Source organism: Thioalkalivibrio sp. ALR17-21, assembly GCF_000420185.1.
Classification (GTDB): Bacteria; Pseudomonadota; Gammaproteobacteria; order Ectothiorhodospirales; family Ectothiorhodospiraceae; genus Thioalkalivibrio; species Thioalkalivibrio halophilus.
Genome location: NZ_ATUL01000015.1, coordinates 1 through 23,633, shown reverse-complemented (window position 1 = coordinate 23,633; position 23,633 = coordinate 1). Strand labels below are relative to the sequence as shown.

Genomic DNA, 23,633 nt, shown 5'->3' with positions numbered 1-23,633 from the left:
AAAGTCCGGTCACAATGGGAACGGCTCCGGAATTCCGCCCGTCGACGACATCCGTCGGGCGGTGGAGCAGATGATGAACACGGGCCAGGCTCCCATCCGGGAAGCAGTGGAGCAGATTATTGCGGAGGAAGTAGCGGCGTTCGAGGCTGAGGGCATCGATGACTTCCATGGCCTCAACAGCGATCAGATGCATCGATTGCTCTACCACCCCTTCGATTCGCCGGAGCTGGTCACCTTCGGCGACGGGCTCCGGGAACGGCCCGATTCTCCCGCCTTCCGGCTACTGGAGGTGATTGCCGAGGCGTGTCGGGGCAACGGGATCAAGCTCACACCCAAGGGCAATCTGCCCCGCGCCATCGTGAGCGAGGCCCGGGAGGCCCTGGACGAGAGCGGTTTTGCCTACCGGCGCTCCTTCTATCCCGGTACGATTCGCAACGAGGAGGACCTGGACGAGCTGCATGCCCTTCGGGTCGTCGCCGACATCGGCCGTTTTACCCGCAAGTACCGTGGCCGCCTCAAGCTGGTGCGCGCGGTGGAGAAGCAGTTCGATACGGGTGACTGGGCCGGGCTGTTTACGCGACTGCTGCGGGTTTACTGCCAGGAATTCAACTGGGCCTACCGCGACGGCTATCCCGAACTTCCGATCGTGCAGATGAGTTTCCTCTTCACGCTTTACCTGCTCCATGTGCACGGCCACGAACCCCGACCGGTGAGCTGGTACGAAGTGCAATTCCTCAACGCCTTCCCCATGGCCGAGAGCGAGGTGAACGAGCAACCGTCATACTGGGACCGGGATCCCGCGACGTATGCGGAGCGCCAGGCAAAAAAGGCCTGGTCGCTGCGTTCCATCGAACGTTTCGCTTGCTTCTTCGGTCTTGTGACGCTCGAGGCGGCCCCCGAAACGCGCGACCCCCTGGCACCGATGGGGGATTATCGGGTCCGGGCGCTGCCCTTGCTCGATCAGGCGATCGGCTGGAAGGAAGCCGTGCGCCGCTGCTGAACTGGGAACGCGACGCCGAGATGTCCCCGAAGCCAACAAGGATGTGAATCGATGGGAAAATATTCGAAGCTGTTGTCCAGGATACTGGCCGGATCATCCGATGCGGATATCGAGTTCGCGGCCCTGTGTCGATTGTTGAAACGCCTGGGGTTCGAGGAACGGATCAGGGGCAGCCATCACCTCTTTACGCGGGATGGAGTGGACGAGATCCTGAATCTGCAGCCGAAGGGGAGCAAGGCCAAGCCCTATCAGGTCAAACAGGTGCGGAGTATTGTGGTGCAGTACCGTCTGGGAGAATCGGATGTCGATTAGATACGAGCTGGTCATTTACTGGAGCGAGGACGATCAGTCCTTCATCGTCGAGGTTCCGGAACTCCCGGGCTGCATGGCCGATGGCGAAACCTACGAGCAGGCCGTCAGCAATGCCCGGCGTGTCATCGAGGAGTGGATCGAGACCGCCCGCGAGCTGGGGCGTCCGGTGCCGGAGCCTCGTGGGCGGTTGATGTACGCGTGACCCCGACGGGGTTGGCGGGGCGTCCGGGTTTCGTACCCGCTGTCAGTCGATGCTGGCGGGGCGGGCGGCGAGGCGGCCGGACTGGTAGTCGGAGATGGCCTGCTGGATCTCGGCGTCGGTGTTCATCACGAACGGGCCGTAGTGGGCGATGGGTTCTTCCAGCGGACGGCCCTTGAACAGCAGGACGCGGCTGTCCTGGCGGGCGATCAGGTGGATCATGGTGTGGCCGTGCCAGACGCCCAGTTCGCCGGCGTTCAGGCCGGTGAGCGCGCCCTCGAAGACGTAGCCCAGCACGCGCTCGTCCAGCTGCACGGCCAGTGACAGGCGATAGCCGGCTGGCAGGCTGAGATCCGCCATGCCCGCGCCTTCGCCGATCTGGCCGAGCGGGCCCTCGGTGTCGCCGGCGCTGGTCTGCCAGGAGCCGGCCACGGCCTTGAAGTCCAGCGGGGCGTCTTCCTCCGGCAGGTGGCGCATGGCGTCGGTGCCGACGTCGCGATAGCGCGGGGGTTCCATCTTGCGCGCGGCCGGCAGGTTCACCCACAGCTGGAAGCCGTGCAGCCCTTCCGGCTCGGGATGCAGGCTCTCGGAATGGATCACGCCGCGGCCGGCGCTCATCCATTGCGCGCCGCCGGCCTGCACCTGTCCTTCGTTGCCCATGGAATCGCGATGGCTGACGCCGCCGCGCACCAGATAGGTGAGGGTCTCGAAGCCGCGATGCGGATGGTCGGGAAAGCCGCCCACGTCTTCGTCGCCGGGGGCGGTCTTCAGCTCGTCCAGCATCAGGAACGGGTCGAGGCCGCCGCCGAAGTCATGGATGCGGCGGATCTTCACGCCCGCGCCGTCCTGCGTCGGGTGCGAGTGGCGGATGCTGTCCGGTGGCGTGGGGTTCATGGCGTTCTCCTTCGCGTCGAGTCTGCACCATACCGACCGCAAAACGAAAAGAAAATTGCATGGTCCGATCCGGCGCGATATTGCCGGTCAGGGGAGCTGCCACGCGTCGGCGAAGGCCTCCAGGCTCTCGATGAAGTCGGGCTCGTGTTCGCGCCGATGCATGGTCAGGTGCAGCACGATGGCCGATTCGTCGGGCGGGTGGCCGGTGGTCAGGGTCCAGGCCACGCCGTTGGGGCAGTCCGGCAGGCTGAAGCGCACGCCGCCGTGGATAAGCTCGCGGTTCACGCGGAACTCGCCCCACAGGCAATAGATGACGCCCTGGTCGGCCCCCCGGTCTTCGACCAGGTTGTCGATCAGTTCGCAGGCTGTTGGCAGGGCGGGCACCGTCAGGCGTCGCTGCAGGCTGTCAGGATCGGTCGTGCCGTCGAGGATGCGGTGAAACTCCATGGGCTACTCCACTCGGGGCAGGAATACCGGGTGGCCGTCCACCTCGCCCACGCTCAGGGCCTGGTTGTACAGGCGTTCCAGCGCGGCGGGCACCAGCATGCTGCGGGTGGGGCCCCAGCAGGCGCCGCCGTCGGGGAACATCAGCAGGAGGTGGTCGCAGAAGCGGGCGGCCAGATTGACGTCATGCAGGGCCATCACTGCGGCGCGGCGTTCACCGCCGGCGATTTCGCGCACGCGCTGCAGCACGCTGACCTGGTGGTGCAGGTCGAGCTGGCTGGTGGGTTCGTCCAGCAGCAGAACCTGCGGGTCCTGGGTCAGCACGGTGGCCAGTGCCAGTCGCTGGCGCTCGCCGCCGGACAGGGTGTCCACCTGCCGGCCCTCCATGCCGTCGAGGTCCACGGTGGCCAGCGCGGCACGCGCGGCGTCGACGTCCTCGCGGGTCTCGATGTCCCAGGGGCGCAGGTACGGGTGGCGGCCGATCAGCGCGGTTTCGAGGACGGTGGCAGGGAAGCCGTCGTGGTGGTTCTGGAACACCAGGCCCAGGCGCCGCGCCAGATCCGGCCGCGACAGGTTGCCCAGGGGCTGCCCGGTCAGTTCGATCCCGCCGGCGCGTGCCGGGCGCAGGCGGGCGAGGGTGTGCAGCAGCGTGCTCTTGCCGGCGCCATTGGGCCCGAGAATGCCCCAGCACTGGCCGGGGTTCACGGTCAGGTGCAGCGGCGACGGGTCCGCCCGTTCGGGGATGTCGATCACCAGGTCGCGGGTGGCGAGCAGGGTGTCGGCCGTGGGGGCCTCATGCACGCTGAGGGCATCGGCATGTGCGTCGGCGCGGCTCATCTCAGCGGCTCCGGTACAGCAGGAACAGGAACACCGGCACGCCCAGCATTGCGGTGATCACGCCGACCGGCAGCTGCTCCGGGGCGATGATGGTGCGCGCGAGGGTATCGGCCAGGGTCAGCAGGATGCCGCCGGCCAGCGCCGAGGCGGGCAGGATCACCCGCTGATCGTTGCCGAACACCAGACGCAGCATGTGCGGCACGATCAGGCCGACGAAGCCCACCGCGCCGACCTGGGTGACCGCGGTGGCGGTGATCAGCGACGCGGCGATGTAGATCGACCATTCGACCGGGCGCACCGAGACGCCCAGGGCGGCGGCCTGCATCGGGCCGCGCGCGAGGACGTTGAGGGTGCGGCCCAGCGGCAGGGCCGCCAGCACCACGAACACCAGCACGCCCCAGGCCGGGCCCGGATGGCGGGCATGCGAGACGTCGCCCATCAGCCAGTAGAGCATGCCCGGCAGCTCCGCGGTGGGGCTGACGGCCAGCAGGAAGCTGATCAGCGCGCCCCAGCCGGCGGCCACCACCACGCCGGTCAGCAGCAGGCGGGTGGCGGTCCAGGATCCGGTGCCATGCGCCAGGCCGAACACGATGAGCGTGGAGAGCATGGCCCCGGCAAAGGCCGCGGCCGATACCGAGAACATCGACAGCCCGGCGAGCATGGCCAGCAGTGCGCCCACCGAGGCGCCGCCGGAGAGACCCAGCACGTAGGGGTCGGCCAGCGGATTGCGCAGCAGCACCTGCATCAGCGCACCGGCCATGCCCAGCAGCCCGCCCGCGGCGAACGCGGCCAGCGCGCGTGGCAGGCGCAGTTCGGTGATCAGCGTGGCGTGCAGCGCCGAGGCCTCGCCGGTGAGCACCCGCGGGAGCTCGCCGAGCGGGATGGCCACGCTGCCCCAGGCCAGGGCCACCACCAGCGACAGCAGCGAGGCGGGCAGCAGCACGCCCGCCGCCAGCAGGAAGGATCGGGTCACGGGGGCTTACGGCGATTCGGGGCGCCGGTCGCGGGCGGTCTGCAGCTCCTCGCACATGAGGGCGGTGCCCTCGGCGATGCGCGGGGTGTGGCGCTGCAGCAGCGACGGCGGCAGGAAGAACAGGTTGTCGCGGCGCACCGCGAGCATGTTGTCCCACTCGCGCCAGGCCTCGACCCAGGCGGGGTTGTCCTCGCCCATGCCGCCACCGATGATGACCTCGGGGTCGGCGTGGATCACCGCTTCGCGGTCCATGCGGGGTACCAGGCGGTCGAGGTGGCCGAACACGTTCTCGCCGCCGCAGACCTCGATGGCCTCCGCGATCAGGTGTTCGTTGTTCACCGTCATCAGTGGCTGGTCCCAGACCTGATAGAACAGCGGGACCGGGTCGCGATCCGCGTATTCGGCGCGCAGGGCCTCGATCTCCTGCAGGAAGCGCTGGGCCTCGGCGCGGCCCTGTTCCGCGGTGCCGGCCAGTTCGGCCATGCGCTCCATGCTGGAAGCCACGCCGTCGAACCCGCGCGGTTCGGAGGTGTAGACGGTCAGGCCCAGTTCGCGCAGGCGTTCGATGTGCGAGCGCGAGTTGCCGCTGTCCCAGGCCACCACGAGGTCGGGTTCCTTGGCGAGGATGCGTTCCAGGTCGAGACTGGTGTAGCCCCCGACCCGGGGGATGTCCGCGGCCGGTTCGGGGTAGTCGCTGTGGTCGGTCGCGCCGATCACGCGGTCGCCGGCGCCGATCGCGAACAGCACCTCGGTGATGTGCGGGGCCAGGCTCACGATCCGCTCGGCCGGGGCGTCCAGCCGGACTTCCCGATCCGTGTCGTCGATCACGGAAATGGGGTCGTTGTCGGCGGCGTGGCCGGACGGGCTCAGCAGCAGGGCACTCGCCGCGAGCAGGGCCGGCAACAGGTTCGAACGATATGACATGCGCAGTGGTTCCTGGATTTCCGATTCCGGGGGCTGGCGCGGACGGTGCTTCTGCGGCAGCAAGCCGCAACCGGCGGTATGCCGCGCCTGCAAGGACGCAACATCATAACAGGAGTGTCACGGCCCCCGCGGGAGAGCCCGCCCGCGGCAGGGCCGTGTGTGACCGGGTGCACTGGAGAGGGCGGGTGCGAACGCGTATCATCCTGCCTTCCCGTCCGGCCATGCGCCGGATCCTCGCGACACCCTTGCACCCATCTCGCCCGCTGCCGGGAGACGTCTTCGCATGTCCCGCAACACCCCGTTATCCGCCGAACCTTCCAGCCCTTTCCCGGCCGCCCCGGAGTCGGGTTTTCCGCCGGAAGAAGCCGCCGCGGTCTACCGCGCGATCAACGAGCGCCGCGACATGCGGCATTTCCGTGCCGGCACCGTGGTGGACCCGGAGGTGCTGGGGCGCCTGCTGGAGGCGGCGCATCGTGCCCCCAGCGTCGGCTACATGCAGCCCTGGCGCTTCGTAAGGGTGGCCGATCCGGCGCTGCGCGAACGCATCCACGGCCATGTGGCCGCCGAACACGAGCGCACCGCCGAAGCCTGCGGCGAGCGCGGTGCCGAGGTCCAGCGGCTGAAGCTGGAGGGCATCCGCGACGCCGGGGAGATCCTGGTGGTCGCCCTGACCGACGGGCGCGAACGCTACGTGCTGGGCCGGCGCACCCTGCCGGAGATGGACCTGTGTTCGGCCGCCTGCGCGATCCAGAACCTGTGGCTGGCGGCGCGCGCCGAGGGCCTGGGCATGGGCTGGGTGTCGCTGTTCGAGCCGGAATGGCTGGCGCGCACCCTGGAGATGCCGGAGGGGGCCCACCCGATCGCGATCCTGTGCCTGGGCGAGGTAGAGGCGTTCTACGACGAGCCGATGCTGGAGACCGAGGGCTGGGACACCCGGCGTCCGCTGGAAGAACTGGTGTTCGAGGACCGCTGGGGGCAATCGGCTTCGACGCCCGTGTCCCATTCGCAGGACGACCCCCCGCAGGACGCATCCCGGGACGTTTCCCGAAACAGGAGTGTCTCATGACCGCCTTTCTCGTCCTGCTGGGCGCGCTGACCCTGGACCGGCTGTTCGGCGACCCCCGGCGCTTCCATCCGCTGGCCGGCTTCGGCCGCCTCGCGCAGGGGCTGGAACGGCGCTTCCACGCGGACAGCCGGCTGCGCGGGGCCCTGTTGCTGATGGTGCTGGTGCTGCCCTGGGTGGTGCTGGCGGCCTGGGCCGCCAGCCTCGCCTGGGGCTGGATCGTCAGCCTGCTGGTACTGGTGCTGGCACTGGGCTGGCGCTCGCTGGACGAACACGCCGAGCGGGTGGCGGTGGCGCTGGAGCAGGACGACCTTGAAGGCGCGCGCGCCGGAACCGGCATGCTGGTGTCGCGCGCGACCGACGAGATGGATGCCGACGGGGTCAGCCGCGCGACCGTGGAATCGGTGCTGGAGAACGGCAACGACGCCCTGTTCGCCACGGTGTTCTGGTTCCTGGTGGCCGGCGCGCCGGGGGTGGTCGCCTATCGGCTGGTGAACACCCTGGATGCGATGTGGGGCTATCGCACGCCGCGCCACCGCGATTTCGGCTGGGCCGCCGCGCGGCTGGACGACGTGCTCAACTATATCCCCGCGCGCCTGACCGCGCTGGCCTATGCCGCCGCCGGGCGCATGGGCAGTGCGCTGCGCTGCTGGCGCGAACAGGCCGCCGCGTGGAAGAGCCCCAACGCCGGGCCGGTGATGGCCGCCGGCGCGGGCGCGCTGGGCGTGCGGCTGGGCGGCTATGCGTATTATCACGGCCGGCGCGAATGGCGGCCGTCGCTGGGGCCCGAGCCGGTACCGGACATGGCCCCGGAGATGGCCCCGGAGACAGCATCGGAAGATGGCGCCGTAGCCGGGGCCGCGCGCATCCGCCGCGCGATGGCACTGGTGGACCGCGCGCTGGCGCTGTGGATGGCGGTAATCGTGATCGGGGTGTCGTTCGTTGTCCTCGCCTGACGTCCGGTCCGGATCCCGGGACGGCGCGACCCCGGAGTCGCGCCATGGCGGGGGCGTGCGCGCGGCGGCCCGGCGCTGGGGGCATGCGGTCGAGGACTGGCTGGACCTCTCCACCGGCATCAACCCGCGGGGCTGGCCGGTGCCGCCGCTGCCGCCTCAGGCCTGGACCCGGCTGCCGGAAGCGGATGACGGGCTGGAGGCGGCGGCCGCCGCGTATTACGGCAGCAATGCCCTGCTGCCGCTGCCCGGGTCCCAGGCCGCGATCCAGGCCCTGCCGGCGCTGTGGGGCGAGGGCACCGGCCGCGAGCAGGCCTGCGTCGGCGTGCTGCACCCCGGTTACAACGAACACGCCCGCGCCTGGAGCGCCTGCGGCCACGCCGTGCAGCCGGTGGAGCCCGAGGCCGGCGCCATCGAGGCCGTGCTGGACGCGCTCGACGTGCTGGTGCTGATCCATCCCAACAACCCCACCGGCACGCGCTTCGAGCCCGCGCAGCTGCGCGAGTGGCACGCGCGGCTGGCGCGGCGCGGCGGCTGGCTGGTGGTGGACGAGGCGTTCGTCGACAGCGAGCCGCAGCTGAGCCTGGTGCCGGAGGGCCCGCGTGACGGGCTGGTGGTGCTGCGCTCGCTGGGTAAGTTCTTCGGCCTGGCCGGGGCCCGGGTCGGGTTCGTGTTCGCGCCGGAAGCGCTGCGCCGGGCGCTGAGCGCGCGCCTGGGGCCGTGGAGCGTGCCGGGGCCGTCGCGGCAGGTTGCGGCCGGGGCGCTGGCGGATCATGGCTGGCAGTCGGCGCGGCGCATGCAGCTGGCGGGCGAGGGCCAACGCCTGGCGGCCCTGCTGCGCGCGCACGGACTCGCCCCGGGTGGCGGTACCGCGCTGTTCCAGTGGGTGCGCAGCGCACGCGCCGAAGAGATCCAGGACCGGCTGGCGCGCGCGGCGATCCTGGTGCGGCGCTTCGACGAGCCGGCCAGCCTGCGCTTCGGGCTGCCCGGTGACGAGGCGGGCTGGCGGCGCCTGGAGGCCGCGCTTACGGAGCTGAGTGATGACTGATACCGGCGGCACGCTGATGGTCCAGGGCACCACCTCGGATGCCGGCAAGAGCGTGCTGGTGGCCGGGCTGGGGCGCGTGCTGCGCCGGCGCGGCATCGCGGTGGCGCCGTTCAAGCCGCAGAACATGGCGCTCAACAGCGCGGTGACCGCACAGGGCGGCGAGATCGGGCGGGCCCAGGCCCTGCAGGCCGCGGCCTGCGGGCTGGAGCCACATACCGACTTCAACCCGGTGCTGCTCAAGCCCTCCAGCGATCGCGGTGCGCAGGTGATCGTCAACGGCCGCGCGGTGGAGGAGCTGGACGCGCGCGCCTACCATGACTACAAGCCGGTGGCGCGCGAGGCGGTGCTGGCGGCCCACGGGCGTCTGACGGCCCAATATGACTCGGTGCTGGTGGAAGGGGCCGGCTCGCCCGCGGAGATCAACCTGCGCGCGGGTGACATCGCCAACATGGGGTTCGCCGAGGCGGTGGACTGCCCGGTGATCCTGGTCGCGGACATCGATCGCGGCGGGGTGTTCGCGCATCTGGTGGGCACGCTCGCGCTGCTGGCGGAAAGCGAACGGGCGCGGGTGGCCGGCTTCGTGATCAACCGCTTTCGTGGCGATCCGGCGCTGCTGCAGTCCGGGCTGGGCTGGCTGGAGGCCGAGACCGGCAAGCCGGTGCTGGGCGTGCTGCCGTATCTGTCCGGGCTGCAGCTGGATGCCGAGGACGCGCTGCTGCGCGAGGCGGCCCCGGCGAGTGACGCGTGGGCGAGCGGCGGGGACGAGCCCCTGCGGGTGGTGGTGCCGGCGCTGCCGCGTATCTCCAACCACACGGATTTCGACCCGCTGCGCCTGCACCCCGGGGTGTCGCTGCGCTTCGCCGGGCCGGGGGAGCGGCTGCAGCCGGCGGATCTGGTGCTCCTGCCGGGGTCCAAGGCGGTGCGCGACGACCTCGCCTGGCTGCGCGAACAGGGCTTCGAGCGCGAACTGATGCGCCACCTGCGCTACGGTGGCCGGGTGCTGGGGATCTGCGGCGGCTACCAGATGCTGGGGCGCGCGGTACACGACCCGGAAGGCGTCGAGGGCACCCCGGGCTCCTCGATCGGGCTGGGCCTGCTGGACGTGGAGACCACGCTGCGCCCGGCCAAGCAGCTGCGGCAGGTGACCGGCAAGGGCGTGATGGAGCGGGCGGCGCCGGTGCGCGGCTACGAGATCCACGCCGGGCACACCGCCGGGGCGGACTGCGAGCGCCCGGTGCTGCAACTGGCCGCGGGGCCGGACGGCGCGCGTTCGACGGACGACGCAGTGGCCGGCACCTACGTGCACGGGGTGTTCGACGAGCCGGCCGCCGCCGGGGCATTGCTGGCCTGGGCCGGGCTGGACGCGGACGGCGCCGCCGTGGATCTGGACGCGCTGCGCGAGGCGAGCCTGGAGCGTCTGGCCGACGCACTGGAGGAACACATGGACATCGACCGACTGCTGGACCTGTTGCACGTGCCACAAGGGGGCACCCGGTCATGAGAACCCTGATCCTGGGCGGCGTCCGTTCGGGCAAGAGCCGCATGGCGGAACAGCTGGCGCTGGGTTCCGGCCAGCCGGTGACCTACGTGGCCACCGCGCGCGCCGACGACGACGAGATGCTGCGGCGGGTGGAACAGCACCGCCGCCGCCGTCCGGCCGGCTGGGACCTGATCGAGGCCGGGGACGATCTGGCCGTGCGGCTGCAGGAGGCCGCAGCGCCGGATCGCTGCCTGCTGATCGACTGCCTGACCCTGTGGCTGACCCAGCTGCTGTGCACCGAAGACGAGGCGCACATCGAGCGCGAGCGCGAGGCGCTGGTCGCCACGCTGCCGACCCTGCCGGGTAGCATCATCGCGGTGAGCAACGAGACCGGGCTGGGGATCGTGCCGCTGGATGCGTTGTCGCGGCGCTTCGCCGACGAGGCCGGCGCGCTGCACCAGCGCCTGGCCGCCGATCTCGACCGCGTGGTGCTGACCGTGGCCGGGCTGCCGCACGTGCTCAAGGGCCCGGTGGTGAACGCCTGATGACCGCATCGACCCGCGAGGAACCCGCGTGACCGAAGACTGTGACTGGCTGAACGTCCCCGCCGCGCCCCTGGATGCCGGGGCGGCCGCGCGTGCCCGCGCCCGGCAGGAACGCCTGACCAAGCCGCCGGGTTCGCTGGGCCGTCTGGAGACCCTGGCCGAGCGCCTGGCCGCGCTGCAGGGCCGCGAGTGCCCGAACCCGCCGCACCCGTGGATCACCGTGTTCGCCGGCGACCATGGCGTGGTCGCCGAAGGCATCTCGCGCTTTCCGCAGGCGGTGACCGGGCAGATGGTCGCCAACTTCGCCGCCGGCGGGGCGGCCATCGCCGTGCTCGCGCGCAGCCTGGACGCGGGGCTGGAGATCATCGACCTGGGCACGCTGCCCGGCGGTCCCGAGCCCGAGGGCGTGATCCGCGCCGGGCTGGGCCCGGGCACCGCCAACTTCGCGCGCGAGCCGGCGATGACCCCGGCGCAGCTGGAGCGCGCGCTGAACACCGGACGCCAGGCGGCCGAACGGGCGTGCCAGGGCGGGGCGGGGCTGTTCATCGGCGGCGAGATGGGCATCGGCAACACTACTGCCGCGGCGGCCGTGGCCTGCGGTGTGCTGGGGGCCTCGCCGGACGCGCTGGCGGGCCCGGGTACCGGGCTGGACCCGGCCGGGGTGCGGCACAAGGCCGAGGTGATCGAGCGCGCGCTGGCCCTGCACGCCGAGGCCGGGGATTCGGCGCTGGAGTGGCTGCGGCGGGTCGGGGGCTTCGAGATCGCCGGGCTGACCGGCGCGTTCCTGGCCAGCGCGCAGATCGGCCAGCCGGTGCTGGTGGACGGCTTCATCGCCAGCACCGCGGCACTGGTGGCGACGCGGCTGTGCCCGGGGGCGGGGGACTGGTTCTTCTACGCCCATCGTTCCGCCGAGCCCGGCCACGACCGTGTGCTGGAGGCGCTGGGTGCGCAGCCGCTGCTGGATCTGGGCATGCGCCTGGGTGAGGGCAGTGGCGCGGCGACCGCGGTGCCGCTGCTGCGCATGGCCTGCGAGCTGCACGCCGGCATGGCAACCTTCGACGAGGCCGGGGTGGCGGACGACGAGTCCGGAGCGGGCGCGTGAGTACGGGGGCGTCCGCCAGCGACGGGGCGCGGGTCGGGCTGCTGCGCCACGGCGAGACCACCGGCGAGGGTTTCTGCGGCGCCGGCAGCGACGTGCCGCTGACCGCGCGCGGCCAGGCGGCGATGGAGGGTGAACTGGCACGCCGGCGCCCACCCGGTCTGGACTCCGGGGAACCGGCCTGGGACCGCATCGTGACCTCGCCGCTGCGGCGCTGTCAGGGGCCGGCCTCGGCCTGGGCCCAGCGCTGGGACGTGCCGCTGGTGGTGGAACCGCGCCTGAAAGAGCTGCACTTCGGCACCTGGGAGGGCCGCAGCGCCGCCGCGCTGATGGAGACCGATGCCGACGCGCTGGGCCGCTTCTGGCAGGACCCGGAAGGCTGCCCGCCGCCCGGGGGCGAGGCGCTGGGCGCGTTCCGCGGGCGCGTGCTGGCCGGCTGGCGCGAGAGCGTGGCCACGCCCGGCACCGCGCGCACGCTGGTGGTGACCCACGGCGGCGTCATCCGCGTACTGCGCGCGCACTTCGAGGGCATCCCGCTGGCCGAACTGCTGAGCATCGAGGCCCCGCTGGCGGTGCTGCACTGGGTCGATCCCGCGCGGGTGCAGGCATGAGCCGGCCGGCCACGCTCGTCCCGCTGTGGCTGGCGCTGGTGTTCCTCACCCGGGTGCCGCTGCCGGCGCGCCTGCTGCCGGAGGCCCCGCGCCCGGAGGACGCCGGTCGCTCGCTGCTGTTCTACCCGCTGGTGGGGCTGGTGCTGGGCCTGCTGCTGGCCGCCGGCGGCCTGCTGCTGGGCCTGCTGCCGGGCGCCGAACCGCTGTTGCTCGCCGCGCTGGTACTGGCCGGCTGGGTGGCGATCACCGGCGCGCTGCATCTGGACGGGCTGGCCGACACGGTGGATGCCCGCGTGGGCAGTCACGGCGACCCCGAACGCGCCCGCACCATCATGAAGGACCCGACCTCCGGCCCCATCGCGGTGGCCACCGTGATGCTGGTGCTGCTGGTCAAGTTCGCCGCGCTGGTGCCGCTGGTGGCCGCCGCGCAGTGGCTGGCACTGGTGATCGCCGTGGTCCTCGGCCGCGCCGCGCTGGTGCTGCTGTTCCGCCTCGCCGATTACCTCAATCCCGCCGGCCTGGGCGCCGACATGGCGGCGAACCTGCCCGAACGGGCTGCCGCCGGAGTGCTGGTGGCCACCGCCATCGCCGTGGTCATCCTCGGCGTGGCCGGCGGCCTGCCCGGCGCCATCATCGCCCTGATCCTCACCGGCGCCACCGTGGTCGCCCTGGCCGCGTTCTTCCGCCGCTGGCTCGGCGGCTTCACCGGCGACCCCGCCGGCGCCACCCTCGAGACCGTCGAGGCCGTGGCCCTGGTGGTGATGGCCCTGACCCTCACCGCGTAGGGCCTCGCAGGCGGCCAGCCTCTGGCCGATTACAGCGGCCATCCCCCGGGCCCGATCGGCCGGAGGGCCGGCCTCCTGCCGGGGGGCACGGGTTCAACCGTAGGAGGCCAGCCCCCTGGCCGATCCTGCGCTCCGTTCCGTTCAGGCGTCGAACAGCATGGGTCGCGCCTGCTTTTCCGCTTCGTGCAGGCGACGGCCGAGGAACGGGAAATTGTTCATTGAGACGAGCTGGGCGTGGGCCAGCAGCAGGCCGCCGGCGTCATTCAGGGCTTCAAGCATGGGGCCGCGCAGCCCGGCGAGTGCCTTCTGGTCGACGCCATACAGCCCCTGCGGCTGCAGTGTTTCCCCGTGGAGCGTGATGTCCGGCGCCCACGGGCCGAGGACGCCGGCGACTTCCAGGGACTGGGCCGCAATGCGGGCCGCCATGCGCTCTTCTTCCAGCCAGCGCAGGGCTTTGAGGAGGCGGGTCGTCAATTCAGTCGCCTCTCCGTTTTCCACCAGCGGCCTGGAGCCTCCGGGGTGCACCATTCCGCAGGAAGCATCATAGGCCAGTTCCGGTTCGGCGCCGTTGCCCAGACCCGTTAGCGTAAAAGGATACAGTCGCAGCGCGGAAGGCGTGTAACCCGCATGCCAGCGGCCCTCTTCATCGACCAGCAGGTTGTCATTCTCCTCCACGCCCATGACCGCTACGACCCGGAAAGCTCCCTGTTCGCCATCACGCACCAGGGCCAGCGGCATGGCCGCCGCCGCTTCCAGGCATTCGGACATCCCGATTTCCACCCGTTCGTGACCACGGGCAAAAGCGAAACCCGGCTCCCATTCAATACCCAGGGTCTCTCCGCCCCGGGATAGCGGCATGATGCTTCGGTACATGACGATTCCTTGATCACTGGTTGTTGGACGCGTGAGTCGCGAGCGTTACCGGTTCGTGTGTCCGGCGAAGGCCACCCTGCGATATGATCCCGGCAAGACTAGCACGGGGGGTGGATGCGTGGCTCGGAAAAAACGCAATAAGAAAGCGCCGGTTACGGTCCAGGCTGCATGCCGGCATCTGGACGCGGGGGAGACGGAGCGGGCCGAACGCGAGCTCGCAGGCCTGACCGGACAGGATCGGCAGGGGGAGGTATGGCGAGCCCTGACAATGGCCCGCGAGCGCCTGGGCATGGACTCGGCGCTGGATACGGCCCGCAAGGCCGTGGAGCGAGGAGGTACCACCGATGATCTGAAGCGCCTGTTTCGTATTGCCCGCGCGCGCAAGGACGCACGGTCGATGGTTCTGGCCGCGGATGCGTTGTCGGAAAGAGAGCCCGAGGCGGAAGCGTGGCGCAATGCACGGATGCTTGCGCGCGTGCTTGGTCGGGACATCGACGGGGCGCATTCTGTTGTGACGGAAAATCTCGAGCGGAACCCGGACAACGCGACGCTGAAACTGCAAAAGGCAGCGCTGCAGGGCATGAAAGGGGACCGCGAGGGTGCCCTGGAAACCGCCCTCGAGGCCCTCGAAGCAAGGGGGTACTCCACCGTCCAGCGTGAACCGGACAAGCCTCACGTACTGTTGCTGAGAGCCATGAGTGGCACTCCGCCACGCATTCGGCCCAGCACGGGCCAGATGGTGTTCGAGACGGGCAATGACTTGAACTCTCACCTGGGCCAGGCCGGGTTCTCGACGACCGAAATCTTCATGGAAACCTTGCAGCGTCGGCCCGAGTTGATGGATGAGGTGCCCGCCGCTGATGTCGTGCTGTGTTCCATCACCGACGCTGACAAGTCACCCGAAGAACTGGAAACCGCGTGTCGGCTGCTGGAACGCCTGGACCTTCCGGTAGTTAACCATCCGCGCACTATCCTGGATACCCGTCGGGATTCGAACGCCCGCCGGTTTGCCGACATGCCGGGAATCCGCTTTCCGAAGACCGTGGCCGTCCCGGTTCAGGGCGTTTCCGACCCCGTGGGTGCCGTCGAACAGGCCATGGAATCCAGTGGTATCCGGTATCCCATCATCGTCCGTTCGGCCGGCCTGCAGACCGGGCGCTGGATGTATCGGATCGAAAACCGTCGGGAACTGCGCCGCATGCAGGTGACGGACCGTGTGCGCGAGCTCTATTTGATCGAATGGCTGGATACTCGTGATCCGGCCACGGGCCTCTTCCGGAAATTTCGGGCCTTCCTGATCGGTGATGAACTGCATCCAGCGCATGCCTATTTCACGCCGGAGTGGAGCGTGCATGGTGACTCGGCGGCGGACATGCTCCGTCAGCGGCCGGACCTTTACGAGAGGGCCCGGGCGTTCCTCGGAAATCCCGAGGGGGAATTGTCGAACGACGGATGGGACGCGCTTCACCAGGCTCTGAAAAAGACCGGACTGGATATCTGTGGTGTCGATTGCGCTCCGGACTCGGAGGGCAACATCGTTATCTTCGAGGCCAATGCGGCGATGCAGATCGCGCCCCATGTTCGGGAAGGGATGGATTTCCAGCGAACACACGGTGAGGGCAACGCCGAACGTTCCGTCGAGCTGATCGCCGAGCGTGCCGAGAAAAAACCAAAGCCCACCAACGCTGCGCCTTCGTCACTGCACCACTTGCCCTGGTACATTCGCCGCCTTGAAGCAGAGCCGAATGACTTTACCGGCTCTGCTCTGTTTCAGGCGCAGCGATATATCGATGAAGAGATCATCGAGGCACGGGCGCGGGAGCTCGGTCTGGAAACCCGTCAGTTGCTCCCACGCGTGATGCAGGTTCTCTCCGATGACGGGAAGACGCTGGAAATTAATGTACAGACACCGCAGCTGTCAGCATTCAAGAAAGCCGCCGACTGGGACAAGAGCGTTGTACGCAAAGTGCTCGAACGCGCGGGCCTTCCGGTCGCTCGTGGTGGTGTCTTCAATGACCTGGGCTCCGCTTTGGCTGATTTCGCGACCCGGTCGGGCCCGGTTGTCGTTAAGCCCGTGTCGGCGAACGTATCACGGGGCGTTACCGTCAACGTTCGCACGGAAACCGAATTCTCCAGCGCATGGTCCCGGGCCGCTGAAGTATGCAGCGATGTACTGGTCGAAGATTTCTTTGATGGACACGAACTTCGTATCCTGATCATCGGTGGCAAGGCGGTTGCGACCATCATGCGCCTGCCCGCATCGGTTGTCGGTAACGGGCAGGATTCCATCCGCAAGCTTGTCGAACAGAAAAACCGGCTGCGCCAGCGCAACCCGTTGACCGCAAAACATCCGATCCGCGACTGGCCCGCACTGGAGCGTACCGGGAGGTCGCCGGATGATGTTCCGAAAGACGGAGAGTGGGTAATTCTCGGAGAATTCAACAATATCGGGAATGGGGCACAATACCTGGCTCTTACCAGCGAAGTGTCACCGGCGATCCTGAACGTGGCGGAGCGGGCGGCCGCCGAAATTCCGCCTACGCGTTTCTGCGGAGTGGACCTGCTTGTCCGCGACCCCGGTGGCGATGCCACACCGGATAATCTGGTCATTACGGAAACCAACGCGAATCCGGCGATCGCCATGCATCATTTTCCCTATTCGGGGCCATCTTTCGATGCGGGCGGGCATTTCTTCGAGTTCGGGTTTCGGTTTCTTGCGCGGACTGGTAGACCCGGTCCGGTGGAGGGAGAGGTTCCATCGTGCAGGCCTGCATCGAGTACTTCGGCTCCCGAAGAAATGGCCCCTTCCTCGCATACGCCATTGATTGAGGCCGCCCGAGAAGCGGGCTTCGCGGTGGATGAACTAACCTCCATGTTGTGGAGGATTGATACACCCGACGGGTGGAAAGGCTTCCTCTCGGCGATGAGCGATGAGGTGACCGAGGAGGCGAGGAGGGCTTCGGGTGACATTGTTCTGCGCGACCGGCTACTGAGCGAGGCTGGCCTACCTGTGCCGCCGCGACCGGCGTTTTCCGTGTCCGATGTTTCAGAAATCCTCCATCATTGTAGAAATCTGGGCGCGGCGGTACGTTTGCGAAGCAAAACCGGGCGTGTTGAGGCGCGAATACCCCGGGCCCGGCTGGGTGATCGGTTGCCAGTCATGCTTCAGAGAATGGAGCAGCATTCGGTGAAGGACGTGGTTATCGAGGCGCTAATTCACCCCATACGTCTTCATTGCCTGGTGGCCGGGCCCCGAATGATTGCCGTCAGAGCCCTCGAGGGTTGCTCTGAGGCCGTGCCGGGATCGAAGTTTCCGGAGGGCCTGGTCGAAGCCGCTTCCCGGGCTCGGCACGCGTTACTGGGAGCGCCCTGGGCGTCAGTCCTTATTGGCCTCGAGACGCTGGATCGGCCTGTGAGCCAGCAGAATTGGCAGATAGAGGATGTGGGTGTGAGCCCGGACATACGTTCATTTGTCGATAATCGCGAGGAGCTCATGGAATTGGCAAATGCCCTGCTCGCGGCAGGAGCGAGGCTAGAAGTTACGCCCGTGCTTTCAGAGTGAACGCGTTTGGGGTAATGACGACGGTTGTTAGTCGCGTGTAGGAGCAATGAGATTGAGTTCTCAGGAGATTAGAAATGCCTTCGTTGAAGCGTAGGCGGTCACGCTGGGGGCGTGCGGTGTTGATGGCTGCCGGGTGTGGAACGCGTATCCAAGCCCATATCGGAGAATATCCGAAAAGCGCTCTGGAAGTTGGTGGTGAACCGTTGATCCGGCGCACAGTGAAGCAGCTACTCGAACGGAAGTTGGCCGTCACGGTCGTTCTCGGTTATCGCCGGGAAATAGTGGCTCAGGCTCTCTCGGGCTTGCCGGTAGAAGTGGTATACAACCCTTTTTATAATATAACTAACAGTATTGTCTCGTTGTGGTTCGCCAGGCATGTGCTACACGAATCTCCGCTGCTACTGATTAATGGTGATGTGTACATGGATTCTTCGATTCTCGATATGGCGCTCGCTGACAAGCGTACTCCAGTTATGTTCGCTGATCCGCGACGGGTCGAGAAGGGGGATTTTTTTTTGGGAGTTGATGAGCGCCGTCTCCTGCGCGTCTATGGGAAGGGTCTTCCAGTGGCACAACGGACCGCGGAATACATCGGTCTTGCTAAACTGGAAGTCGGAAGCTTGCCTCAATTTCGGCAACGTTTGCAGTTGCTTGTGGAGAAGCAGAACCATGATGCGTGGTGGGAGCAGGTTCTCTACAGCCTGACCGACGAAGGTGGTGAGGTTTATGTTGGTGAGATTGGTGATCGGTTCTGGTCGGAGATTGACGAACCGGAGGATTACGAGCGTTTGCAAAGGGTTTGTACCATCCCCGAGGCGGTAGATTTGGGAGGCCGCGAATGGTGAAACTGGATCGCTCCCGGCAGCACGCACGACTTCTGATTATGCTCGAGAGGGTGGCCGAGGCACTTGAGTATGGCGGGGTGGGCTATGTGATAAGCCACGGCACGCTGCTTGGGGCGGTCCGGCATGGAGGGTTCATTCCATGGGATGATGATGTAGATCTGCATGTTGCTGCCGAAGACATGGTTCTGGCGTTGACGGTTCTCGAGGAGCGCCTGCCTGCTGAATTTCGAGTCATGCATCAGCGACGGTGCGGTGTGCCTTGGGATGTGGATATTCGGGTGGTGGATCAGCGTACCCGTTTGGAGGGGACGAATAGCAGGGAGCGAATGGGGCTGTACATTGATCTACTCGAGATGCCGCGTATCGGGAGCTGGGGCAGAGCGTGGTACGGTGTGATGAAGGCGGTTCGCAATCAGTCTCGGCGTTTGTCGGCCGGCAGAAAATGTTCGGGTCCGTTGTGTATGTCGTTAAGGGGGATTGGTAAAGGGGCGGAATTGGGGGCATGGCTTAGTCGGGGTTTTCCCGGCGCAAAGCGGCGTGTGGTCAACGACCGCTTGGTCGGCGGAAAACACCCTGAATCAGCTATATTCCCTGCGGTACACCTCCCGTTCGAGAGTCTGAGTCTGCCGGCTCCGCAGGACTATGACCGTGTGCTCCGGGATCTCTATGGCAACTACCAAAAGTTGCCAGCAGTCAATCAACGCAAATCGCATTACGCAGGGGTCTATTGGGACGATGAAGGAGCTTCCTCGTGAAGCTGTTCACGCTTGGTCCCGTGGAAATGGATCCACAGACTCTTGCGGTCGGCGCCGAGCCGCTCCCTTATTTCCGCACCATGGAATTTTCGGAGCGAATGTACCGTCTAGGCGAGCGGCTTCGAATTCTTTGTGGCGCGAATCCGAAGGGGTCGCGGATTGCAATGCTCACGGGCTCCGGAACGGCTGCGATGGAGGCAGCTGTAAGCGGGATACTTGGGGAGCAGGATCGGGTACTGATTATTAATGGTGGCACGTTCGGGGCGCGGTTCGAGGCTCTTTGCCAACATCATGGCATCGCTTATTCGGCCATCAGACTGTCTTTTGGCGAGGAGCTGACGGAACGCCATTTGGAAGATGCAGCCGATACACGACACACAGCCCTTCTAGTCAATGTGCACGAGACTGGAACGGGGCAGTATTATCCAATCGAGATGCTATCGCGTCATTGTCAGCGTCATGGTTTGCTTCTAATAGTTGATGCCATTAGTTCGCTGGTTGCGGATCCCTTTGATATGGAGGGATGGGGTGTGGATGTGGCCCTTTTTAGCTCGCATAAGGGTCTCGCCGCGGCGCCAGGAATGGCGTTCGTGGTGATCGAGGAAAAAACGTACCGGGAACGTGTGGCGGGGAGGGTTGGCCCGATTTTTTACCTCGACCTTGAGAACCACATCTTGGACCAAGAGAGAGGGCAGTCTCCTTTCACGCCGGCGATCTCCGTCGCGTTGCAGGTGGAGGAGAAGCTTGAGCGGATTGAGGCGCATGGGGTTTTGGCCTACGTTGCACGCTGCGCTCGGCTTGCAGAGGGATTCCGGAGTGGGGTTCGGACGATGACTCGCTTTGAATTGCCAACGTATCCACTGTCGAATGCGCAAACTCCGCTGTTGTGTCCAGAAGGGGATGCGCAGTCGGTGTTCGAAAAACTTCGTAGCCGAGGTTTTCTGGTCAATCCGAGCGGGGGGTACCGCGCTAACGACCTGTTGCGTGTGGGGCACATTGGAGCTTTAGATGAGGCGGATCATGAAGACCTGCTGCGTGTGCTGACCGAACTCTAGGTAAATGACAGCGGTTCTGTTTCTTGGTGGAAGGGGGGTGAAGGGGAGGGTTTTCGTCTAGCAGTATCTTTAAATTTGCCGGGACAAAGACACCGCTTTCTCGCACACATGGGCAAGTTTTTTTTCTTCTATATCGAGGAACCGCGTTTCCATGATACCTGAACTGTTGCAGGAAGTGAGTATGCGCGCGCCAATGCTGACACGCAAGGCCGCACCGAGGCCGGCTCCCAGGGGCACGGGCTGGCCGACGTGACAGGCGCGGCGGGCGAGATCGGCCGGCAGGTCCTTCCCGGCCACATGACGAGTCAGGTCCTGGTTCAGTAGTCGGTACAGAACGTTCGACTGGTCGGTCGACAGAGGGTCCCCGTTGGGACCGAGGACGCGGAACGGAAGGAGGGTTGTGCGGCTGGAGAGCTCCGGGCCCCGCCCGTGGTTGCGGTCGGCCGAACGTTGGTGGGGCGTGGTTATGGGCTGAAGTTCAGGGTGTTGCCCCAGGATACGGTCCATGCGCTGCCCGAAATCGTCGAGCAGGCGGAGTCGCTCGGAACGCGGGATGGCGAAGTAGCGGCTCATTTCTTCAAGTGCGGCGATCCAGCGTAGCCGCATTCCGATATCCGCGGGCGCCGGAAGCGGCGGGGCGGTGGCGGCCAGCCAGTCCGGCAGCATGCATCGATCCAGATAATCCGCGAGGCCCGGAGGCAGGCGACGAGCCTTACGTGACCAGCGCTCGATGACGGAACGAGGAAAGAGCGAGGCACCACTGAATGGAGGGCCGGTAAAAAACTTGGAGCCGGTGACGAGCACGATGTGATCCCGGTCCAGGTGTGCCGCGAGATCTTCCGCATCCAGACGCAGCTGACATGCATCGACGATGATCTGCATGGTCTCGCCGAACCGTTGCTGGAGTTCGTCAACGACACCGCTTGATGGGGCCATGGACCCGAGTTTGGACTGGTCCATCAGGTGAAGGAGGACGAAGTATCCGCGCTGGATGGCCCCCGTTACGGTCCTGCGGACTTCTTCGTCCAGGTCCTCCGTGGATTTGCTGTACCCGCGATCGTCCCGGAACGGGATGCCTCGGTAATCGATCTGGGGAAACCCCTCGATGTGCGACCCCTTGTGCACGTTGCGACCGAGTGCAGTGACGCCGTCGAAGTGGTGCCCTGTTACAGAATAGGGTGTGCCGCTACCGGTTTCGTCGCTACCGCAGACAATGCTGATCAGCGGGATTCTTTCCGGGCAGGCAGCCACGGCCGTCGCGTGGAGCTGGGAATCCGTTCCCGAGCTGGACAGCAACACCCCCGGTTGTCGGTCGTGGATCTGCAGCGTGTGTACCAGCAGGTCTGCGAGGTGATGGGTCGTTTCCGCAAGCCGCTGTTCGGACCTGCGCTCGGCTCCGTCGTTGATGAGGCGATTGTGCAGGAGTGATGCCGCTTCGTAGCCGTGTCGAGAGATCGACGTGGCGGTGGAAGAAGCGAAGCTGAAGGCATCTTCGCGTGGCACCGGCGAGCAGCCGTAGCGGTTCAGTCCGGACTCCGGGTTCACGAGAAGTCGGGCATCGCCGCCCAGCGTCAGTTGCTTTGCGGTTGGCTGGAGCAGCCATTGGGGCAGAGCGGTCACGAGCGATCCTGGTCGGCCGGGATGAGCGACGTGGACATTGTTGCACACACGGGATGTCCCGAGGAGCTCTCGGGATGGTCGGTCTCCCGAGCTGCCCTAAAGGTCTTCCCGGGATGGTCGTTAAGGGAATCGAAGGCGGCATGGCGCCGCCCAGGGATTGCCTCAGCCGGCCCGGCCGGCACTCAAGTTCCGGAGGAAGCAAACATGTCTCAGGTCATCAACACCAACGTTCTTTCGCTGAATGCCCAGCGCAATCTGAACCAGACCCAGGGCGATCTCGCCCAGTCGCTGGAACGCCTGTCGTCCGGCCTGCGCATCAACAGCGCCAAGGACGACGCGGCCGGTCTGGCGATCTCGGAGCGGTTCACCACGCAGATCAACGGTCTGAACCAGGCGGTGCGAAATTCGAACGACGGCATCTCGTTCGCGCAGACCGCCGAGGGCGCGCTGGACACCATCGGTGATGCGCTGCAGCGGGCCAGGGAGCTGGCCGTGCAGTCAGCCAACGACACCAATTCGGCCTCGGATCGTCAGGCGATCAACGACGAGGTCCAGCAGCTGATGCAGGAAATCAGTCGTGTGGCCAACTCGGCCGAGTTCAATGGTGGCCGGATCCTCGATGGCACTGTGGAAGACCTGTTCTTCCAGGTGGGGGCGAACCAGGGGCAGACCATTGCCGTGGACGGAGTGGATGCGCGGACCTCGCAGCTGGGCACCACGGAGGTGGTGGGCACCGATGGCCTGACTCAGGAAGAGATCGGAATGATCGATGAACTGACGGACGCGTTTGACGGGCCTTTCGACGATTTGACCATTGACGGCGACAGTTTTGACGCAATTGACGTGCAGCTTTCGGGTGATGCCGGAGAGGAGATTGAAGCAGCGGCGACGCTCGAAGATGCAGTCCGCATGATCAATTCGGCGATTACCGATGCGGCTTCCGCCGGGGACGAGAACGCGAAGAACGTTGCGGACGCTGATCTGCGGGCCTCGCTGCGGGTGACGAACGATGGGAGCACGACCATTGCAATCACCTCCCGGCTGGGTACCGAAGGGCTGGATGTCGATGGAGGAGCTGTGTCGGTCGACGGTGACGCTGTCGATCTGTTCGCCGCATCCGATGCGGAGGACGTCACCCTGAATGATGTGGATGTGGTGACCCGGGAGACCGCTACTCAGGCCATCGGCGCCTTCGATGGCGCCCTGACCAAGGTCAACTCGCTGCGCGCGGAGCTGGGTGCGGTGCAGACGCGTTTCGAGAGCACCATCGCGAATCTGGAGATCGGTTCGGAGAACCTGTCGGATGCGCGCTCGCGGATCCGGGATGCGGACTTCGCGGCAGAGACCGCCGAACTTTCGCGGGCGCAGGTGCTCCAGCAGGCGGGGACCACGGTGTTGTCGCAGGCGAATGCGGTTCCGCAGAACGTGCTGGGTCTGCTGCAGTAAGGCTTCGGTTTCCTCCGGGCCCGCGCTGCGGGCCATCCCTGGGCCCGCCCCGAGTGATCGGGGCGGGCCTTTTTGCGTTTTGGGGGGGTGTGATCTCGAGGCCGGTGGTCCGGGCGGGAGGGGGTTCGCGCGTGAGTTCGCGCGCGAGCGCGCTCCCACAGGGTATGGCCTGGTTCGGGCGTGGCGTTTTTGCCCCTGCGGCAAGAGAGCGGAAATTTTTTGCCGATCGGGGTTAAAGGTTGCCGGTGGGTGGTCGTTACGGGGGGTGAGAGGCAATTCCGAACCTGTCATTGCTGCCGGAACGGCAATG

23 protein-coding genes are annotated in these 23,633 nt (G+C 66.8%); 16 read left to right on the top strand and 7 right to left on the bottom strand.

Annotation, left to right across the window (positions count from 1 at the left end):
* Positions 1 to 70 precede the first annotated feature (70 nt).
* The 3 genes from G020_RS0109145 to G020_RS0109135 are packed head-to-tail and all read left to right on the top strand — an operon-like array spanning position 71 to position 1,514.
* Positions 71 to 1,000 (top strand): hypothetical protein, encoded by a 930-nt coding sequence (locus tag G020_RS0109145; RefSeq protein ID WP_231363057.1) that lies wholly within the window; start codon positions 71 to 73, stop codon positions 998 to 1,000.
* 51 nt (positions 1,001 to 1,051) lie between these two features.
* Positions 1,052 to 1,312 (top strand): type II toxin-antitoxin system HicA family toxin, encoded by a 261-nt coding sequence (locus G020_RS0109140; protein ID WP_024329380.1) that lies wholly within the window; start codon positions 1,052 to 1,054, stop codon positions 1,310 to 1,312.
* Positions 1,302 to 1,514, top strand: coding sequence for a type II toxin-antitoxin system HicB family antitoxin (locus tag G020_RS0109135; RefSeq protein WP_024329379.1), 213 nt, complete (start codon positions 1,302 to 1,304; stop codon positions 1,512 to 1,514). Before G020_RS0109140 ends, G020_RS0109135 begins: the two co-directional genes overlap by 11 nt.
* A gap of 42 nt (positions 1,515 to 1,556) precedes the next feature.
* On the opposite strand, the gene G020_RS0109130 is transcribed toward G020_RS0109135, so the two are convergent.
* The 5 genes from G020_RS0109130 to G020_RS0109110 form a co-directional block, all read right to left on the bottom strand.
* A complete protein-coding gene (locus G020_RS0109130) occupies positions 1,557 to 2,405 on the bottom strand; it encodes a pirin family protein (protein ID WP_024329378.1) in 849 nt (282 codons plus the stop codon).
* A gap of 87 nt (positions 2,406 to 2,492) precedes the next feature.
* Positions 2,493 to 2,852 (bottom strand): hypothetical protein, encoded by a 360-nt coding sequence (locus G020_RS0109125; RefSeq protein WP_024329377.1) that lies wholly within the window; start codon positions 2,850 to 2,852, stop codon positions 2,493 to 2,495.
* Between the two features lie 3 nt (positions 2,853 to 2,855).
* Positions 2,856 to 3,686 (bottom strand): ABC transporter ATP-binding protein, encoded by an 831-nt coding sequence (locus G020_RS0109120; RefSeq protein ID WP_024329376.1) that lies wholly within the window; start codon positions 3,684 to 3,686, stop codon positions 2,856 to 2,858.
* Between the two features lies 1 nt (position 3,687).
* Positions 3,688 to 4,659 (bottom strand): iron ABC transporter permease, encoded by a 972-nt coding sequence (locus G020_RS0109115; RefSeq protein WP_024329375.1) that lies wholly within the window; start codon positions 4,657 to 4,659, stop codon positions 3,688 to 3,690.
* A gap of 6 nt (positions 4,660 to 4,665) precedes the next feature.
* A complete protein-coding gene (locus G020_RS0109110; RefSeq protein WP_024329374.1) occupies positions 4,666 to 5,583 on the bottom strand; it encodes a cobalamin-binding protein in 918 nt (305 codons plus the stop codon).
* 283 nt (positions 5,584 to 5,866) lie between these two features.
* Here G020_RS0109110 and bluB point away from each other — a divergent pair, with 283 nt between their 5' ends.
* From bluB to cobS, 8 genes are read left to right on the top strand one after another with little or no spacing between them, the layout of a single operon-like run.
* Entirely contained in the window at positions 5,867 to 6,649 is a 783-nt protein-coding gene (gene bluB, locus G020_RS0109105; protein ID WP_019591327.1) for a 5,6-dimethylbenzimidazole synthase, read from the top strand.
* Positions 6,646 to 7,602, top strand: coding sequence for an adenosylcobinamide-phosphate synthase CbiB (cbiB, locus tag G020_RS0109100; RefSeq protein ID WP_019591326.1), 957 nt, complete (start codon positions 6,646 to 6,648; stop codon positions 7,600 to 7,602). The genes bluB and cbiB overlap by 4 nt, the downstream gene beginning before the upstream one ends.
* A gap of 55 nt (positions 7,603 to 7,657) precedes the next feature.
* Positions 7,658 to 8,647 (top strand): threonine-phosphate decarboxylase CobD, encoded by a 990-nt coding sequence (gene cobD, locus G020_RS0109095; protein WP_019591325.1) that lies wholly within the window; start codon positions 7,658 to 7,660, stop codon positions 8,645 to 8,647.
* Positions 8,640 to 10,148 (top strand): cobyric acid synthase, encoded by a 1,509-nt coding sequence (locus tag G020_RS0109090; RefSeq protein ID WP_019591324.1) that lies wholly within the window; start codon positions 8,640 to 8,642, stop codon positions 10,146 to 10,148. The genes cobD and G020_RS0109090 overlap by 8 nt, the downstream gene beginning before the upstream one ends.
* On the top strand, positions 10,145 to 10,672 hold the full coding sequence (gene cobU, locus G020_RS0109085) for a bifunctional adenosylcobinamide kinase/adenosylcobinamide-phosphate guanylyltransferase (RefSeq protein ID WP_019591323.1): 528 nt from the start codon (positions 10,145 to 10,147) through the stop codon (positions 10,670 to 10,672). Before G020_RS0109090 ends, cobU begins: the two co-directional genes overlap by 4 nt.
* 28 nt (positions 10,673 to 10,700) lie before the next feature.
* Positions 10,701 to 11,774, top strand: coding sequence for a nicotinate-nucleotide--dimethylbenzimidazole phosphoribosyltransferase (gene cobT, locus G020_RS0109080; RefSeq protein WP_019591322.1), 1,074 nt, complete (start codon positions 10,701 to 10,703; stop codon positions 11,772 to 11,774).
* On the top strand, positions 11,771 to 12,382 hold the full coding sequence (locus G020_RS0109075; RefSeq protein ID WP_019591321.1) for a histidine phosphatase family protein: 612 nt from the start codon (positions 11,771 to 11,773) through the stop codon (positions 12,380 to 12,382). The genes cobT and G020_RS0109075 overlap by 4 nt, the downstream gene beginning before the upstream one ends.
* Positions 12,379 to 13,167, top strand: coding sequence for an adenosylcobinamide-GDP ribazoletransferase (cobS, locus tag G020_RS0109070; RefSeq protein ID WP_019591320.1), 789 nt, complete (start codon positions 12,379 to 12,381; stop codon positions 13,165 to 13,167). Before G020_RS0109075 ends, cobS begins: the two co-directional genes overlap by 4 nt.
* A gap of 141 nt (positions 13,168 to 13,308) precedes the next feature.
* Here the strand turns inward: cobS and G020_RS0109060 are convergent, their stop codons facing one another.
* Positions 13,309 to 14,040 (bottom strand): SapC family protein, encoded by a 732-nt coding sequence (locus tag G020_RS0109060; RefSeq protein ID WP_019591319.1) that lies wholly within the window; start codon positions 14,038 to 14,040, stop codon positions 13,309 to 13,311.
* A 268-nt stretch (positions 14,041 to 14,308) separates the two neighbouring features.
* Between G020_RS0109060 and G020_RS0109055 the strand changes: the two genes are divergently transcribed.
* The 4 genes from G020_RS0109055 (at position 14,309) to G020_RS0109040 (ending at position 20,257) form a co-directional block, all read left to right on the top strand.
* A complete protein-coding gene (locus G020_RS0109055) occupies positions 14,309 to 17,602 on the top strand; it encodes a hypothetical protein (protein WP_019591318.1) in 3,294 nt (1,097 codons plus the stop codon).
* A 74-nt stretch (positions 17,603 to 17,676) separates the two neighbouring features.
* Positions 17,677 to 18,447, top strand: coding sequence for an NTP transferase domain-containing protein (locus tag G020_RS0109050; protein ID WP_081647406.1), 771 nt, complete (start codon positions 17,677 to 17,679; stop codon positions 18,445 to 18,447).
* On the top strand, positions 18,441 to 19,202 hold the full coding sequence (locus tag G020_RS14970; RefSeq protein ID WP_081647405.1) for a LicD family protein: 762 nt from the start codon (positions 18,441 to 18,443) through the stop codon (positions 19,200 to 19,202). The genes G020_RS0109050 and G020_RS14970 overlap by 7 nt, the downstream gene beginning before the upstream one ends.
* Positions 19,199 to 20,257: an alanine--glyoxylate aminotransferase family protein gene (locus G020_RS0109040; RefSeq protein ID WP_019591315.1), complete on the top strand. Its 1,059-nt coding sequence runs from the start codon at positions 19,199 to 19,201 to the stop codon at positions 20,255 to 20,257. The genes G020_RS14970 and G020_RS0109040 overlap by 4 nt, the downstream gene beginning before the upstream one ends.
* A gap of 69 nt (positions 20,258 to 20,326) precedes the next feature.
* On the opposite strand, the gene G020_RS0109035 is transcribed toward G020_RS0109040, so the two are convergent.
* The gene (locus G020_RS0109035) at positions 20,327 to 21,877 is read right to left on the bottom strand and encodes a hypothetical protein (protein ID WP_019591314.1); all 1,551 of its coding nucleotides are present in this window, start codon (positions 21,875 to 21,877) and stop codon (positions 20,327 to 20,329) included.
* A 204-nt stretch (positions 21,878 to 22,081) separates the two neighbouring features.
* Here G020_RS0109035 and G020_RS0109030 point away from each other — a divergent pair, with 204 nt between their 5' ends.
* Positions 22,082 to 23,323 (top strand): flagellin, encoded by a 1,242-nt coding sequence (locus G020_RS0109030; protein ID WP_019591313.1) that lies wholly within the window; start codon positions 22,082 to 22,084, stop codon positions 23,321 to 23,323.
* Positions 23,324 to 23,633 lie beyond the last annotated feature (310 nt).

Coding starts and splice junctions, on each gene's coding strand:
- G020_RS0109145 (WP_231363057.1), top strand. CDS start 71: ATGATGAACACGGGCCAGGCTCCCATCCGGGAAGCAGTGGAGCAGATT.
- G020_RS0109140 (WP_024329380.1), top strand. CDS start 1,052: ATGGGAAAATATTCGAAGCTGTTGTCCAGGATACTGGCCGGATCATCC.
- G020_RS0109135 (WP_024329379.1), top strand. CDS start 1,302: ATGTCGATTAGATACGAGCTGGTCATTTACTGGAGCGAGGACGATCAG.
- G020_RS0109130 (WP_024329378.1), bottom strand. CDS start 2,405: ATGAACCCCACGCCACCGGACAGCATCCGCCACTCGCACCCGACGCAG.
- G020_RS0109125 (WP_024329377.1), bottom strand. CDS start 2,852: ATGGAGTTTCACCGCATCCTCGACGGCACGACCGATCCTGACAGCCTG.
- G020_RS0109120 (WP_024329376.1), bottom strand. CDS start 3,686: ATGAGCCGCGCCGACGCACATGCCGATGCCCTCAGCGTGCATGAGGCC.
- G020_RS0109110 (WP_024329374.1), bottom strand. CDS start 5,583: ATGTCATATCGTTCGAACCTGTTGCCGGCCCTGCTCGCGGCGAGTGCC.
- bluB (WP_019591327.1), top strand. CDS start 5,867: ATGTCCCGCAACACCCCGTTATCCGCCGAACCTTCCAGCCCTTTCCCG.
- cbiB (WP_019591326.1), top strand. CDS start 6,646: ATGACCGCCTTTCTCGTCCTGCTGGGCGCGCTGACCCTGGACCGGCTG.
- G020_RS0109090 (WP_019591324.1), top strand. CDS start 8,640: ATGACTGATACCGGCGGCACGCTGATGGTCCAGGGCACCACCTCGGAT.
- cobU (WP_019591323.1), top strand. CDS start 10,145: ATGAGAACCCTGATCCTGGGCGGCGTCCGTTCGGGCAAGAGCCGCATG.
- cobS (WP_019591320.1), top strand. CDS start 12,379: ATGAGCCGGCCGGCCACGCTCGTCCCGCTGTGGCTGGCGCTGGTGTTC.
- G020_RS0109060 (WP_019591319.1), bottom strand. CDS start 14,040: ATGTACCGAAGCATCATGCCGCTATCCCGGGGCGGAGAGACCCTGGGT.
- G020_RS0109055 (WP_019591318.1), top strand. CDS start 14,309: ATGGCCCGCGAGCGCCTGGGCATGGACTCGGCGCTGGATACGGCCCGC.
- G020_RS0109050 (WP_081647406.1), top strand. CDS start 17,677: ATGCCTTCGTTGAAGCGTAGGCGGTCACGCTGGGGGCGTGCGGTGTTG.
- G020_RS14970 (WP_081647405.1), top strand. CDS start 18,441: ATGGTGAAACTGGATCGCTCCCGGCAGCACGCACGACTTCTGATTATG.
- G020_RS0109030 (WP_019591313.1), top strand. CDS start 22,082: ATGTCTCAGGTCATCAACACCAACGTTCTTTCGCTGAATGCCCAGCGC.